General features: G+C 67.3%; 14 protein-coding genes. 11 read left to right on the forward strand and 3 right to left on the reverse strand.

Annotation, left to right across the window (positions count from 1 at the left end):
* Positions 1 to 35: 35 nt before the first annotated feature.
* From BM394_RS11035 to BM394_RS11045, 3 genes are read left to right on the forward strand one after another with little or no spacing between them, the layout of a single operon-like run.
* Complete coding sequence (locus BM394_RS11035) at positions 36 to 1,247, forward strand: glycine cleavage T C-terminal barrel domain-containing protein (RefSeq protein WP_092924785.1); 1,212 nt, start codon at positions 36 to 38, stop codon at positions 1,245 to 1,247.
* Positions 1,244 to 2,089: a methylenetetrahydrofolate reductase gene (locus BM394_RS11040; RefSeq protein WP_092977445.1), complete on the forward strand. Its 846-nt coding sequence runs from the start codon at positions 1,244 to 1,246 to the stop codon at positions 2,087 to 2,089. The genes BM394_RS11035 and BM394_RS11040 overlap by 4 nt, the downstream gene beginning before the upstream one ends.
* Positions 2,086 to 3,783, forward strand: coding sequence for a formate--tetrahydrofolate ligase (locus BM394_RS11045; protein ID WP_092977447.1), 1,698 nt, complete (start codon positions 2,086 to 2,088; stop codon positions 3,781 to 3,783). Before BM394_RS11040 ends, BM394_RS11045 begins: the two co-directional genes overlap by 4 nt.
* Positions 3,784 to 3,862: 79 nt before the next feature.
* Here the strand turns inward: BM394_RS11045 and BM394_RS11050 are convergent, their stop codons facing one another.
* From BM394_RS11050 to BM394_RS11060, 3 genes are all read right to left on the reverse strand, one after another.
* Entirely contained in the window at positions 3,863 to 4,210 is a 348-nt protein-coding gene (locus tag BM394_RS11050; protein WP_092924779.1) for an ArsR/SmtB family transcription factor, read from the reverse strand.
* A gap of 219 nt (positions 4,211 to 4,429) precedes the next feature.
* Positions 4,430 to 4,849, reverse strand: a complete 420-nt coding sequence (locus BM394_RS11055; RefSeq protein ID WP_092977449.1) for an organic hydroperoxide resistance protein — start codon at positions 4,847 to 4,849, stop codon at positions 4,430 to 4,432.
* A gap of 170 nt (positions 4,850 to 5,019) precedes the next feature.
* Positions 5,020 to 7,539: a DEAD/DEAH box helicase gene (locus tag BM394_RS11060; RefSeq protein WP_092977804.1), complete on the reverse strand. Its 2,520-nt coding sequence runs from the start codon at positions 7,537 to 7,539 to the stop codon at positions 5,020 to 5,022.
* 674 nt (positions 7,540 to 8,213) lie between these two features.
* Here BM394_RS11060 and BM394_RS11065 point away from each other — a divergent pair.
* From BM394_RS11065 to BM394_RS11095, 8 genes are all read left to right on the forward strand, one after another.
* Entirely contained in the window at positions 8,214 to 8,975 is a 762-nt protein-coding gene (locus tag BM394_RS11065; protein WP_092977451.1) for a DeoR/GlpR family DNA-binding transcription regulator, read from the forward strand.
* On the forward strand, positions 8,972 to 9,916 hold the full coding sequence (gene pfkB / locus BM394_RS11070; protein WP_092977453.1) for a 1-phosphofructokinase: 945 nt from the start codon (positions 8,972 to 8,974) through the stop codon (positions 9,914 to 9,916). The genes BM394_RS11065 and pfkB overlap by 4 nt, the downstream gene beginning before the upstream one ends.
* Before the next feature lie 12 nt (positions 9,917 to 9,928).
* Positions 9,929 to 10,381 carry a PTS sugar transporter subunit IIA gene (locus tag BM394_RS11075; RefSeq protein ID WP_092977455.1) on the forward strand — a complete coding sequence of 151 codons (453 nt, stop codon included), beginning with the start codon at positions 9,929 to 9,931 and terminating at the stop codon, positions 10,379 to 10,381.
* Positions 10,378 to 11,841, forward strand: coding sequence for a PTS fructose transporter subunit IIC (locus tag BM394_RS11080; RefSeq protein WP_092977457.1), 1,464 nt, complete (start codon positions 10,378 to 10,380; stop codon positions 11,839 to 11,841). Before BM394_RS11075 ends, BM394_RS11080 begins: the two co-directional genes overlap by 4 nt.
* Before the next feature lie 94 nt (positions 11,842 to 11,935).
* Positions 11,936 to 12,226, forward strand: a complete 291-nt coding sequence (locus BM394_RS11085; RefSeq protein WP_092977459.1) for an HPr family phosphocarrier protein — start codon at positions 11,936 to 11,938, stop codon at positions 12,224 to 12,226.
* Positions 12,227 to 12,423: 197 nt separating this feature from the next.
* Positions 12,424 to 12,660, forward strand: a complete 237-nt coding sequence (locus BM394_RS22415; RefSeq protein ID WP_139235199.1) for a hypothetical protein — start codon at positions 12,424 to 12,426, stop codon at positions 12,658 to 12,660.
* Positions 12,661 to 13,024: 364 nt separating this feature from the next.
* Entirely contained in the window at positions 13,025 to 13,705 is a 681-nt protein-coding gene (locus BM394_RS11090; protein WP_092977461.1) for a lytic polysaccharide monooxygenase auxiliary activity family 9 protein, read from the forward strand.
* Positions 13,706 to 13,897: 192 nt separating this feature from the next.
* Positions 13,898 to 15,103, forward strand: coding sequence for a glycosyltransferase (locus BM394_RS11095; RefSeq protein WP_092977463.1), 1,206 nt, complete (start codon positions 13,898 to 13,900; stop codon positions 15,101 to 15,103).
* Positions 15,104 to 15,170: the final 67 nt, after the last annotated feature.

Here is a 15,170-nt window from a genome sequence, read left to right on the forward strand (position 1 = left end):
CGGAATCGCCCCATCAACCCCGTGAGGAGTCCCCCATGAGCATCAACCCGACCCCCGCGATCCTGCAGTACCCCCGTCTCCGCAAGTCCCCCTTCTTCTACGCTTCGCGCAGGCACGGGGTGGGGATGTACAGCGTGTACAACCACACCTATCACGCCAGGCACTACGGTGACCCGGTAGCCGAGTACTGGCACCTGCTCAACGGTGTGACGCTGTGGGACGTCGGTGTCGAGCGTCAGGTGGAGATCACCGGCCCGGACGCCTTCGAGTTCACCAACATGCTGGTCCCCCGTGATCTGAACAAGTGCCGGGTCGGGCAGTGCAAGTACGTGTTCATCACCGCGGAGGACGGCGGCATCATCAACGATCCCGTGCTGCTGCGCCTCGGGGAGAACCACTTCTGGCTGTCGCTGGCCGACAGCGACGTGCTGCTGTGGGCCAAGGGGCTCGCCTACAGCCTGGGGATGAACGTCCAGATCCGTGAACCCGACGTGGGTCCGGTCCAGGTACAGGGGCCGAAGTCCCGTGACGTCATGGTGGACCTGTTCGGGGAGTCCATCCAGGAGATTCCGTACTACTACGCCGTTGACCGGCAGCTGGACGGTATGGACGTGATCGTCTCACGTACCGGCTACACCGCCGAGCTCGGCTACGAGATCTACCTGCACAACGCCAGCCAGGACGGTGTGCGGCTCTGGGAGAAGATCTGGGAGGCCGGTCGGCCCTACGACATGCGGGTGATCGGTCCCTGCCACATCCGGCGGATCGAGGCGGGCATCCTGTCCTGGGGCTGCGACATCACCTACGACACGAATCCGTTCGAGGTCGGTTACGGGTTCGAGGCGACCTGGATGGTCGATCTCAACCAGGAGGCGGACTTCATCGGGAAATCCGCGCTGACCCGGATCTACGACGAGGGGATCACCCGCAAGCTGGTGGGTGTGGCCATGGGCGGCCCCGAAGTGGGCAGCTTCAACGACGGCTCGATGATCGACACCTTCCCGGTTCGGGATCCCAACGGACTGCGTATCGGAGACGTCACCTCCGCCTGCCACTCGCCGAGGCTGGACCGCAACATCGGTTACGCGATGGTGCCGATCAGCTACCACGAGGTGGGGACACCACTCGTGGTGGAGACCCAGCACGGCCCGCAGGAGGCCGAGGTGGTGGAAAAGCCGTTCCTCGACCCGAAGAAGCAGATCCCCAAGCAGTTCGAACGGCAGGAAGAAGCGGCGGTGTCGAAATGACCACGAACGCGCAACAACAGCTACAGCGTTACCTCCGCAACGCCCGTTACGAGGTTCTGCCGCTGCGGGGGGTCGTCGAGCAGGTGCGGGAACTGCCCGCCGGGACGACGGTGACCGTGACGTCCTCGCCCGCCAAGGGGACCGAAGCCACTCTGGACACCGCGGCACGGCTGCGTGACGAGGGCATGCACGTGGTCCCCCATCTGGCGGCACGACTGGTCCGGGACTCGGCTCATCTGAGCGATCTGCTCGCTCGGGTGAGCGACCTCGGTCTCACGGAGGTGTTCGTGATCGCCGGGGACGCCGAACGTCCGGCGGGCAGGTTCACCGACGCCCTCTCGTTACTGCGGGGCATGGAGGAGATCGGGACCAGGCCGTACCGACTCGGGATCACCGGGTATCCGGAGCAGCACGCCTTCATCCCGGATCGCATGACCATCCAGGCCACCGACGAGAAGGCACGTTACGCCGACTACATCGTCTCGCAGATCTGCTACGACCCGAACACGATCGCCTCGTGGGTCAAGAGCATGCGAGCCAGGGGCGTCGAACTGCCGGTCTACATCGGTGCGCCGGGATCGATCGACCCGAGCAAGCTGCTGCGGATCTCGATGAAGATCGGGCTGGGCCAGTCCATGCGTTTCCTGCGGAAACAGCACGGCGTGGTGACCAAGCTGTTGACCCGCTACACCCCGGAGAACGTGTTCGACGAGTTGTCGCCCTGTCTCGTGGATCCGGACTACAACATCGCGGGTTGGCACCTGTTCACCTTCAACGAGATCAGCAAGACCCGGCAATGGGCCATCGAGATGGCCGACCGGCTGCAGGAGGTGCCCGCATGAACATGCCGTCCGATCTGGACATCTCGCGGTCCTCACCACGCAAACCGCTGGAGGAGGTCGCCGCGGATCTTGGGCTGGCTCCCCACCTGCTGGAGCCCTACGGCAGGGACGTCGCCAAGGTCTCCCTGAGTGCCCTCGACGAGCTCGGTGAGCAGAACCGGGCCAAGTACATCCTGGTCTCGGCCATCACACCGACTCCGCTCGGCGAGGGTAAAACCACCACCACGGTCGGACTCGGCCAGGCACTGCATCACCTGGGAAAGCGATCGGCGATCGCGATCCGACAGCCGTCCATGGGTCCGACGTTTGGTATCAAGGGCGGCGCGGCGGGAGGTGGCTACAGCCAGGTGGTGCCCATGGAGGCACTGAACCTGCACCTGACCGGCGATATGCACGCCGTCACGGCCGCCAACAACATGCTGGCGGCGATGGTGGACAACCACATCCACAAGGGCAACGAACTCGGGCTGGATCCCCACCGGGTGACCTGGCGGCGGGTGGTCGACATCAACGACCGGGAGTTGCGCAACGTGGTGACCGGCCTGGGCGGCAGTGCCGACGGCACTCCGCACCAGACGGGTTTCGACATCACCGCGGCCAGCGAGGTGATGGCGGTGCTGGCACTGTCCAACTCGCTGCACGACATGCGTGAACGGCTGGGACGCATCGTCGTGGGCTACACCCACCAGGGGCAGCCGGTCACGGCGGAGCAGCTGGGTGCCGCCGGTGCGATGACGGTGATCATGCGGGAGGCGATCAAGCCCAACCTGATGCAGACCGTCGAGAACACACCGGTGCTGGTGCACGCGGGTCCGTTCGGCAACATCGCGCACGGCAACTCCTCCGTCGTGGCCGACCGCATCGCCAGCAGGTGTGCCGACTACGTGGTCACCGAGGCCGGTTTCGGTGCCGACATGGGGGCCGAACGGTTCTTCAACATCAAGTGCCGGACCTCCGGGTTGCGCCCGGACGCGGCGGTGCTGGTCGCCACCGTTCGGGCGTTGAAGGCGCACTCCGGGCGATTCCGCGTGGTGGCGGGCAAGGATCTTCCGGCGGAGATGCTCGACGAGAATCCGGAGGACGTGCTCACGGGGGCCGACAACCTCCGCAAGCAGATCGAGAACCTGCGCATGCACGGTGTCTCACCCGTGGTGGCGGTGAACGCGTTCCCCACCGACCACCCCAGTGAGCACCAGGCGATCCGCGAGGTGGCCGAGAACGCGGGTGCCCGCGTGGCCATCAGCACCCATTTCACCGACGGTGGCAAGGGGGCGGTGGAACTGGCCGAAGCGGTCAGCGAGGCCGCCGAGGAACCCAGTCGATTCGAACTGCTCTACCCCGACTCCGCGGATCTGCGCACCAAGATCGAGACGGTCGCCACCAGGGTCTACGGCGCCGACGGAGTTTCGTACACCCCCGCGGCGGAACGCGCGTTGCGCAGTTACACGGCCAACGGGTTCGATTCGCTGCCGGTGTGCATCGCCAAGACGCACCTGTCGCTGAGTTCCGATCCGAGCCTGTTGGGGGCTCCTACGGGATGGACGCTGCCGGTGCGTGAGATCCGGGCTTCGGTCGGTGCCGGATTCGTCTACCCCATCTGCGGCGACATGCGCACCATGCCGGGACTGAGTTCCCGGCCCGCCGCGGAGCGGATCGACATCGACGACCGCGGCGAGGTCGTCGGGCTGAGTTGAACGGTATCCGCCGGTCCGCTGTCGAGTCGTCGCCGTTTCGGCGGCGACTCGACTCTTGCCGCTCCGGCCTTGGAGCAACCTAGCGTTCCAGCGATGCGGGGTGCAGGTGTTCGACCCGATTGACCGCCTCGTCGAAGAACTGCGCGACGTGCGAGTCGTAGAGCGAGTACACCACCGCCCTGCCCGCACGGTCACCCTTGACCAACCAGAGGGATCGCAGCACGCGCAGCTGGTGCGACACCGCGGACTGCCCCATTCCCACCGCTTCCGCCAGTTGATTCACCGACCGCGCTCCCTGCCGCAGCTCACTCAGAATCAGCAGGCGTGACGGTGTGGCCAGCGCCTGCAGCGTCTCGGCGACAGTGGCGGCCGAGCTCTGATCCAGTCTTGCGGTCGGAGTGGGAACGTCGCGGAGTCCGTGACCCATGCGGGCAGTCTATCGGGGGCTCGGGGGCACGATCGGCCAACGTGGTGGAAGTCGCGAGCGCCCCAGTCAGCCGTCCGACACCACGGAACTCCCGGTCACGGCGAGGACACTTCGTCCGGGCCGTACTGATACATCACCGACTCGGGAAGTCGGGGCGAGCGAGCGGAGCCAAAACAGCGATCTCACTCACACCGGATCCGGTCTCGCGTACCGACGTGGTCACTCGACCGCGAGCTCGATGTCGACGTTGCCGCGCACCGCGTTGGAGTAGGGGCAGACCCCGTCGGCCGCTTCGGCGAGTTCGAGTGCCCGCTGCCGGTCGAGACCGGGAAGCCCGACACGCAGCGAGAGGCTCAGCCCGTATCCACCGTTGCCGTTCGGTCCCATCCCGACTCGCGCGGTGACGGTGGAGTCGTCCACACTCACCCCGGCACGGCGGGCGACCACCCGCAGCGCACTGTGGAAGCAAGCCGCGTATCCGGCAGCGAAGAGCTGCTCCGGATTGGTCGCCTCTCCTCCCGGACCACCGAGTTCCTTAGGCACGGACAACCCGAGGTCGAGCACACCGTCCGAGGAACGGGTACGACCGTCCCGTCCTTCGCCGCTGGCGGTGGCCTCTGCCGTGTACAACGCTGTCATCGTCACTCTCCCAGTCACCGATCGATTGGCGCGGGCAAGGCCGCGTGCCGCGACCACCCACCAAAAAGATAGCGGAAAACTAAATTGCGCACAACCTAATTGGGTGAAATACCCGTACCGCACCACGATGCGGAAGAGATGAACCGGGGCACACTCACCCCGGAACTCGATCAGTACTGGTCGAACCGGCCCACGTCGGTGACCCGGACCACCGCGACGCCCGCCTCGTCCGAAGCGGGCAGGTCGATCTCGGCGCTGATCCCCCAGTCGTTGTTGCCCTCCGGATCACTGAAGACCTGGCGCACCAACCACCGCTCGGACTCCTCGGTGACCATGAACAGGCTCGGACCACGAGCGTCGGCATCGGTACCGAGCTCCTCGTGTTCGGCGAAGTACTCGTCGAGCGCGGCCTGCCAGTCCTCGGCCTTCCAGCCTTCCTCCCCGTCGAGTTCGCCGAGCTCGTCGAACCGCTCCCGCGCGGCCAGCTCCACGCGCCGGAACATGGCGTTGCGGACCTGCACCCGGAAGGCCCGCTTGTTGTCGGTGAGCTTGGCGGGCCCCTCGTCGACGGACTCGGCACCGGAGTCGTCCTCGCCCGGATTGCGCAGCCGTTCCCACTCGTCGAGCAGGCTGGAGTCCACCTGACGCACCAGCTCGCCGAGCCACTCGATGATGTCGCCGAGCTCCTCGCTCTTGGCGTCGTCGGGCACGGTGTGCCGCAGGGCCTTGTAGACGTCCGCGAGGTACCGCAGTACCAGCCCTTCCGAACGTGCCAGCCCGTAGTGGTTGACGAACTCCACGAAGTTCATCGCCCGCTCGTACATGTCCCTGGCCACGGACTTGGGAGAGAGCTCGTGCTCGGAGACCCAGGGATGCCCCTGCCGATAGGTCCCGTAAGCGGCCTCGAGCATCTCGGCCAGCGGCTGCGGATGGGTGATGTCCTCGATCATCTCCATGCGCTGCTCGTACTCGACGCCCTCGGCCTTCATCCGCGCGATGGCCTCACCGCGTTCCTTGGCCTGCTGCGCGCCCAGCACCTGACGCGGATCGTCCAGAGTGGCCTCGATGATCGACAGCACGTCCACCGCGTAGCTGGGCGAGGCCGGATCGAGCAGTTCGATCGCGGCCAACGCGAACGGCGACAGCGGCTGATTCAGCGCGAAGTCGAACTGCAGATCCATGGTGACCCGGACCAGTCTGCCCTGCTCGTCCGGCTCGTCCAACTGCTCGACCACCCCGGCGGCCACGAGCGCACGGTAGATGGAGATGGCCCGCAACATGTGCTTGCGCTGGGCCGGACGGTCCTCGTGGTTGTCGGTGAGCAGCTCGCGCATCGCAGCGTAGGTGTCGCCGGGTCGGCTGATCACGTTGAGCAGCATGGCGTGGGTGACGTTGAAGCTCGACGTCAACGGTTCCGGCTCGGCCTCGACCAGTTTGTCGAAGGTCTTCTGTCCCCAGGAGACGAAGCCCTCGGGCGCCTTCTTCTTGACGACCTTGCGGCGTTTCTTGGGATCGTCGCCGGCCTTGGCAAGGGCGCGTTCGTTCTCGATGACGTGCTCGGGAGCCTGTACCACCACATAACCGTCGGTGTCGTACCCCGCGCGGCCCGCCCGACCCGCGACCTGGTGGAACTCCCTGGCCTTGAGGTGGCGGGTGCGACTGCCGTCGAACTTGGTCAACCCGGTCAGCAGCACGGTGCGGATGGGGACGTTGATCCCCACCCCGAGCGTGTCGGTACCGCAGATGACCTTGAGCAGTCCCGCCTGTGCGAGCTGCTCGACCAGCCGGCGGTAACGCGGCAGCATACCCGCGTGGTGCACGCCGATACCGTGCCGGATCAACCTGGACAGTGTCTTGCCGAACCCCGCCGTGAACCGGAAGTCGCCGAGCTTTTCGGCTATGGCGTCGCGCTCGGCACGGCTGGCCACGTTCATGCTGACCAACGCCTGCGCCTGCTCCACCGCGGAGGCCTGGTTGAAGTAGACCACGTAGATCGGGGCCTGCCTGCCGTTGAGGAGCTCCTCGATCGTCTCGTGCAGCGGGGTCATCGCGTACCGGAAGGTCAGTGGCACCGGACGTTCGGCGGAACTGACCACGGCGGTCTCACGACCGGTACGACGCGTGAGGTCCTTCTTGAAACCGGTGACGTCACCGAGGGTCGCCGACATCAGCACGAACTGGGCCTGCGGCAGCTCCAGCATCGGCACCTGCCACGCCCAGCCACGCTGGGGCTCGGCGTAGAAGTGGAACTCGTCCATGACCACCTGGCCGACCTCGGCGCGTTCGCCGTCGCGCAGCGCGATGTTGGCCAGGATCTCGGCGGTGCAGCAGATGATCGGCGCGTCCGGGTTGACGCTGCTGTCGCCGGTCAGCATCCCGACGTTGTCGGCACCGAACTGGTCCACCAGCGAGAAGAACTTCTCCGAGACCAGCGCCTTGATCGGCGCGGTGTAGAAACTGCGCTGCTTGTTCGCCAGGGCGGTGAAGTGCGCACCGACCGCGATCAGGCTCTTCCCCGAACCCGTCGGGGTGCTGACGATCACGTTGGAGCCGGACACGACCTCCATCAGCGCCTCTTCCTGCGCGGGATAGAGCTCGAACCCCTGTTCGGCGGTCCAGCTGGTGAACCCGTCGAGCAGGGCGTCCGGATCGGTGTCGGGTGTCGGGGGAAGCTGGTCGGTAAGCGTCATCTCGGATTCCATCTTCCCTGTTCAGCTCGTGTCGGCACATGTGGGGTCGCACACCGTACCCGGAGTTCGTTCAGCCCCTCTCTTCGCGTTACGACTCCGCCCTGGAAACGGTTCAGGAAAAACTGAACTACCGCTTTGAAGCCGGCACGTGAGAGCAGGGAAGAGACGCGAGCCTACTGCCCACCGCCTCCTTGGGCTGGTTCTCGGCCGATCCGGCGGCGGCACCGGTCATCGCGGTCATGGCGGCCAAGGAAGGGGCGCGAGGCATGGCGCGGTGACGGGTACCGCGCCCAGGGCGGACTCGCCACCACCTTCCCCTCGACCCCCACCCCGGACTGCCGCGGCCCGGGACGCGACCGCTCCGACGAGCAGCGAAATCCCGTCGATCCGGCTTCCGCGGCGACTCGTCCGGCGGAACCTCCCGACACGGGTCTCGAACCGCGGGAACCGATCGACCACTGCCCACTACGGGCGATTCCTCGGATTCCCACCGGCCGAGCGTGGCACAGCGCTTTTCGGGAGCGCTCCCGATTCAAGACTTCACTTTCGCCGCTCCTGAACAGTGACTCCAGCGAGCCACGGCGAACCACCCCGGAAGCGAATGTGACCTTGACAACACAACAATAACGGGCAGAATCAGTCAGCAACAAAAATCAGAACGGAGGAAAACGGGCATGTACGGGGCGGAGCGTCGGCAGGTGCTGGTGCAGCGGGCACGCCGCGACGGTCGTATCGACGTCGCGGAGGCGTCCACGGAGCTCGAGGTAGCGCCGGAGACCATTCGACGCGACCTCGGCACGTTGGAACGCCAAGGGCTACTGCGCCGCGTATACGGCGGGGCCATCCCGCAGGAACGGCTCGACTTCGAACCGGGTGTCTCACAGCGGGACCAGACAGCCGCGGCGGAAAAGGACCGAGTGGCACGTGCCGCGCTGGACCTGGTACCCGAAAGGGGGACGCTGCTGTTGGACGCGGGAACCACCACGAGCCGGGTGGCGGGCCTGCTGCCCACCGACCGCGAGCTGACAGTGGTCACCAACTCGCTTCCGGTGGCCAACCAGTTGGCCAACCGTGGCAACCTCGACCTGCATCTGCTCGGCGGTCGGGTGCGAGGCACCACGCTGGCGGCTGTCGAGTCCTGGGCACTGAGCGTGCTGGACGGTCTGACCGTCGACGTCGGTCTGCTCGGCACGAACGGTTTCTCCGCCGAGCGGGGCTGCACCACCCCGGACAGCGCGGAAAGCGCGGTGAAATCGGCGATGGTGCGGTCCTGCCGCGAACGAGTCCTGCTGGCCGACAACACCAAGCACGGACGCGACCACTTCAGCCGTTTCGCCGAGATATCCGATCTCGATGTGCTTATCACCAACAGTGGTTTGCACGAGACGGCGGTGTCCGAGCTGCGCGAGTGCGGAACGGACGTGGTACTGACATGATCGTCACCGTCACCCCCAACCCCAGTCTGGATCGCAGCGTACTGCTCGATCGTCTCGATCGGGGGGAGGTTCACCGCGCCGGTGGAGTACACGTGGACCCCGGCGGCAAAGGGGTCAACGTCGCCCGCGTGTTGACCGCGGCCGATCACAGCGCCGTGGCGGTACTACCGACCGGAGGGGTCGAGGGCAACAGCCTCGCCGAGCTGCTCGCGCCGGAGGCCGTCTCCGTCGTCGAGGTGCCCGTGGAGGCCGCCACCCGCAGCAACCTCACCCTGGTCGAGGCCGACGGGACCACCACCAAGATCAACGAGCCCGGGAACGCGTTGACCACCGGCGAGCTGGAAGCGTTGCGCACCCGGTTGGGTGAGGTGGCCACGCGAGCGCGATGGGTGGTGGCGAGTGGGAGCCTGCCGCACGGTTGCCCCGACGACTACTACGCCGGTCTGGTGCGAACCGCTCGCGGGGCCGGCGCGAAGGTCGCGGTGGACTCCTCGGGGGCCGCGTTGGCCGAGGCGTGCGCGGCGGGGCCCGACCTGCTCGCCCCCAACCTGGCGGAACTGACCGAACTCGCGGGACACCGGCCCGCTGACCTCGCAGAAGTGGCCGCCACCGCACGAGCGGTTCGCTCCGAGGGCACCGGTTCCGTGCTGGTCACCCTCGGCGAGCACGGCGCACTGCTCGTCGGGGACGAGTCTGCCTGGTTCGGCACGAGCAACGCTCGAAGGGTGCGCAGCACGGTCGGTGCGGGCGATGCCGCGCTGGCCGGGTACCTGCTCGCGGGCGGAGACGGACCGGAAGCCTTGCGCTCCGCCGTGGCCTACGGCTCGGCAGCCGTGGAACTGCCGGGCAGCCGGATGCCCACCCCGAAAGAGCTGCGGATCGAACAGGTGCGGATCACCGAAGTCGACGAATCAGGTCGGCTCTACCCCATGTCGCCGTAACGGAGTCGAAGAATGAGCAGTGAACTGATCACCACCGAACTGGTCGATTTGGACCTGCCGGACACGGATCGCCGTGCCGCGATCCGCTCATTGGCCGATCGACTGGTCAACGCCGAGCGCGTCACCGACATCGAACGTTTCCTCGACGATGTCGAGACCCGCGAACAACAGATGGCCACCGGCATGCGGGGTGGTATCGGCATCCCGCACTGCCGCTCGGCTGCCGTGACCGCTCCGAGCCTGGCGTTCGGGCGCAGCTCCACGGGGATCGACTTCGGCGCCGAGGACGGTCCGGCGAATCTGATCTTTCTGATAGCCGCCCCGGAAGGCGGGGATTCGGACCACATGGCGGTGCTGGCCTCGCTGGCACGTCGACTGATGCGGGGAGAGTTCAAACGAACCCTGCTCGACGCGGACGACCCGACCGTGGTCGCTTCCTACGTGCGTGAGGAGGTAAAACCTTGAAGTTCGTTGCCGTGACCGCGTGTCCCACCGGAATAGCGCACACCTACATGGCTGCCGAGGCGCTGGAACAGGCCGCTCGTGACCGGGGTGACGAGCTCAGCGTCGAGACGCAGGGGGCGGCCGGTTCCGATCCGTTGTCCGAACAGGACATAGCTGCCGCCGACGCCGTGATTCTGGCCGCCGACGTCGGGGTCGGCGAACGCGACAGGTTCGCCGGCAAGCCCGTCGTCGAGGCGAGTGTGAAACAGGCAGTCGACAGTGCCGCTTCTCTGCTCGAACGCGCCGCGACGGCCGAGCCGGCCCGCACCGGGGCCGACGCGGACCGCTCGAGCCCCGAGCCGGCCACCAAGGTCTCCGCCAACGCCTCGGCGGGCGCGAGGCTGCGGCAGTGGCTGATGACGGGCGTCAGCTACGTGATCCCGTTCGTCGCGGCCGGTGGGCTGTTGATCGCGCTGAGCTTCGCGTTGGGCGGTTACCAGATCACCGAAGCGCCGGACGTCACCGAACGGTTCGATCCGGCGAGTCTGACCAGCTGGGCCGCGCTGGCGAACCAGATCGGCACTGCCGCTTTCGAGTTCCTCGTCCCGGTGCTCGCCGGTTTCATCGCGTTCGCGATGGCCGAGCGCCCCGCCCTGGTTCCCGGTTTCGTGGGTGGTGCCGCCGCCGTCGCGGTGGGGGCGGGTTTCCTCGGCGGCCTGATCGCGGGACTGCTGGCAGGCGGTGTCGTCACCGGTCTGCGCCGGATCAAAGTACCCTCGGCCGTCGCGGGCATCATGCCGGTGGTCGTGATACCCCTGTTCGGCTCGATGGTGGTCGGCACCCTGATGTTCGTGGTGCTCGGCAAACCCATCGCCGCCGCGATGACCGCTCTCACGGACTGGCTCAACGGGCTCAGCGGTGCGAACGCGATGCTGCTGGGCGCGGTGCTCGGTGGAATGATCGCTTTCGACCTCGGCGGTCCCGTCAACAAGGTCGCCTACACCTTCGCGGTCGGCGGGCTGACCACCGGTAGCGAGACGGCGTTGGAGATCATGGCCGCCGTGATGGCGGCGGGGATGGTGCCACCGTTGGCTATGGCGCTGGCCGCGACCGTGCGCGCCGGGGCGTTCTCCGCCGCCGAGCGGGAGAGCTCACGTCCCGCCTGGCTGCTGGGAGTCTCGTTCATCACCGAGGGGGCGATCCCGTTCGCCGCTTCGGACCCCCTGCGGGTCATCCCCTCCATGATCGCCGGCTCGGCGAGCGCGGGCGCGCTGTCCATGTTCTTCGGCGCGACGCTGCGCGCGCCGCACGGTGGGCTGTTCGTGCTGCCGCTGGTCGGCGGTCCACTGCTGTACGCGGTGGCGATCGTCGCGGGTGTGCTGGTGGCCGCGGCCGTGGTGATCGCTGCCAAGACGTTCGTGGGACGCGGGGCGACGTCGAAGGAACGGACCCCGGAGACCGAAGGGGCCGTTGCCGCCTGAAGCCGATAGTGAAACCGATCGAGCGGGAACGTCGGTTCACCCGCTCGTCAGCGGCGACCGGACGACCGGGCGCCACCGGGAGAGGAGTAACGGAATGCACCAGCGTCGCGTGACGATCGCGTCGAAGGTCGGACTGCACGCCCGCCCCGCGGGACTGTTGGCGACGAACGCGGCCGCACAACCGCTGCCGGTGACCATCGCCAAGGTCACCGACGGCACGCCGGGCGGATCGGTGGATGCCGCGAGTGTGCTGGGACTCATGACGCTCGGGGCCGAGCACGGCGACGAGGTCGAACTGGCCGCCGAGGGAGAAGGTGCCGAAGCGGTGCTGGACGAGCTGGTGGAACTGCTGGCCCGCGACCTCGACGGGGAGCCCACCTCCTGACGCGAGTGCGTGGCCCGAGCCGTCGTGACGGCGCGGGCGGCCGAGCCCCTCGCCGCACGCGGGCCCGTCGGGGCGGCGGCGGTGGGCCGCGACCGGCCGGACCTCCCACGGGGCGCGCTCGCTCCCCGGCAGGTCCGGCCCGTCGGAAGCCGGTGGTCCGGTGCGGAACCACGCACGTACCGGTTCACGTGAGGGCGGTGAGCGATCCCGTTCCCATGGCCGTTCCGGCCGATTCGGACCTGCTCGTCAGCATCCACCTGGCCGAGCAGCGCGGGCCCGCCACCGCGCACGCCCTGGCCCGGCAGACCTCCTACGTCTCGGGACACGGTGACCACGGGCGCCAACCACCGCTGGCCCGACTTCCTGGCCGACCGCCTGCGACACCAGCACCCCTGGAGACGCCTGGGCGTGCTCAACGCGGGAATCAGCGGTAACCGGATCCTGCTCGACAGGCGGTCAACGAGTGGATCCGCACCGGCGGCGCGTTCGACGCGGTGGTCGACTTCGACGCGGCGATGCGCGAGCCCTTCGACCGAAACCTCGACGAGACCGGTGTTCCGACCACTTCCTGATCCCATGTAGATCGGGAACGCTCCCAAGGAAGATGGCCATATCTCCCATGCGCACCGCCTGCATCCCCTGTGGAGTCGAATCAACTTCGCGCAACTTTGAGTCCATTTAGGTCAAAATCGGAACACGAATCGTACTGTGAGAGGGTTCACAACTCTCGGTGGTCTCGTTACAGTTCTACTTTGGGAGCGCTCCCATACACCGTGTTCCTCTCCCCTAGGAGACGAAATGTCCAAGCGTTCCGTTCGTCGACGCGCAGGCGTCCTGACCCGGGTGGTGGCCCTTTCGGCCGCCGTCACCGCGATGTTCGCCGGGATGCAGATGGGCCAGCCGGAAGAGGCCAGCGCCCACGGGTCCGCGACGAATCCGCCCACCCGCAACTACGGTTGCTGGGACCGGTGGGCCGACAACTTCCAGTCGCCCGCGATGGAAGAAGAGGACCCGATGTGCTGGCAGGCGTGGCAGGCCAACCCGAACGCGATGTGGAACTGGAACGGTCTGTACGTCAACGGCGTCAACGGCAACCACGAGACCGCCATCCCGGACGGCCAGCTGTGCAGCGCCGGTAGGGACCGCTACGCCGCTCTCGACGAGCCGGGCCAGTGGAAGACCGTCACCAAGGACAACCAGTTCTCGGTGACCGTCACCGATCAGGCCCAGCACGGTGCGGACTACTACAAGGTCTACATCACCAAGCAGGGCTTCGACCCCACGACCCAGCGGCTCGGGTGGGACAACCTCGAACTGGTCACCGAGACCGGCTCACGTCCGCCCGCCACGACCACGACGATCGACAACATCGACGCGGGTGATCGCACCGGTCGCCACATCGTCTACACGGTCTGGCAGGCCTCGCACATGGACCAGTCCTACTACTTCTGCAGCGACGTGAAGTTCAACGGAAGCTGACGAGACGGATATCGGAGGGCACTGGTTCACAGACCACGTCGATGCCCGGGGCACTGTCCCCGGGCATCGACGTGTCACCTCCGATCGGAAGCAGGCCCCGGCAGCGAGGCAGTGACCGTGGCGGCGCGGGTTCGACGGCGGGGGCCGTAACGTGGGCCCCGAGAACTCCCCGCCCGCACATCAGGAGGCACGGTGCGCGTCGCTTTCAGCAGTCAGCCGATCTACTCCCACCTCGTGCCCGCTCTGCTGCCGCTCGCCAAACTCACGGCCGAAGCTGGTCACGAGGTGGGGGTGCTGACCTCGCCCGCCCTCGCCGATGAGGTACGCGCCTTCGGCCTGACCCCGCTGGTGCTGCCGAACGCGATGGGCCCACGGGACTTCTTCGGGCGACCGGAGGTCCTCGAACGCCTCGGCATCGACCCCTCCGTGATGGACGGCCTGGGCAGCCGCACGGTACGCCCCGAGCCCGACTACTTCGCCCGCGTCTTCGCCGGACCGGTGGCGGGTGACACCGCCGAGGAGTCGATCGAGGTGCTGCGCTCGTTCGAGGCGGACCTGCTGGTGCGCGAGGTGGCCGACTACCCCGGTTACTACGCCGCCGAGCACCTCGACATCCCGCACACGATGCTGGACACGGGGCCGCTGGCACCGCACGACCACCCGGACGTGCTGGCTGTGATCAACCAGCAACGTGAGCGGCTGAACCTGCCGGACGTCTCCGATCCGCTGCATCCGGGGCGGCGCGGCAGAATCGCTGTGGTGCCTGAGAGCTTCTACCCGGAGCACCTCAGGACGGAATCGACGGTGCACTACCGGGCACCACGAGCGCGCGAGCAGCGGCTCGATCCCGCAATCGCCGACCTGCCTGGTGACCGCCCGCTGGTGCTGGCCACGCTGGGGTCCAACGCGGCGGCGCTGCACGATGACGGACCTCGCACTCTGCTGGACACCATCGTCGAGGTGCTCGGGGACCTGCGCGTCACCGGAGTGGTGGCGCTGGGCAGCGGAATCGACCCCGGACAGTGGCGGGGTGCGCGGCCGGACAACGTGTACCTGACCTCCTTCGTCCAGCAGCAGCTGCTGCTGCCCGCCTGCGACGCGTTCATCACCCACGGCGGGTTCAGCGGTGTCCGGGAAGCACTCAGCAGCGGAGTGCCGATGGTCGTGCTGCCGATGCTCGCCGAACAACCGGCCAACGCCGAGCGTGTCGAGCGGCTCGGCGCCGGGAAGCGGCTCGACCTCGAAGACGTCTCGCACGACTCGCTTCGCACGACGGTGGGAACCGTGCTCGCCGACTCCGCCCACCGGCACCGTGCCAGGGCGATCGAGCGCGAGTTCCTCGCGCTGCCACCGTTCACCGACGTGGTCGCCGGGCTGGAGGAGCTCGGCGGGAAGTGACCACTCTCCCGGTTAACGACTCCTAACAATATTGGGACGCGCGTCACACCCCGTGCAGGTCTCGATC

This window comes from Actinopolyspora lacussalsi subsp. righensis, from assembly GCF_900116555.1.
Taxonomy (GTDB): domain Bacteria; phylum Actinomycetota; class Actinomycetes; order Mycobacteriales; family Pseudonocardiaceae; genus Actinopolyspora; species Actinopolyspora lacussalsi.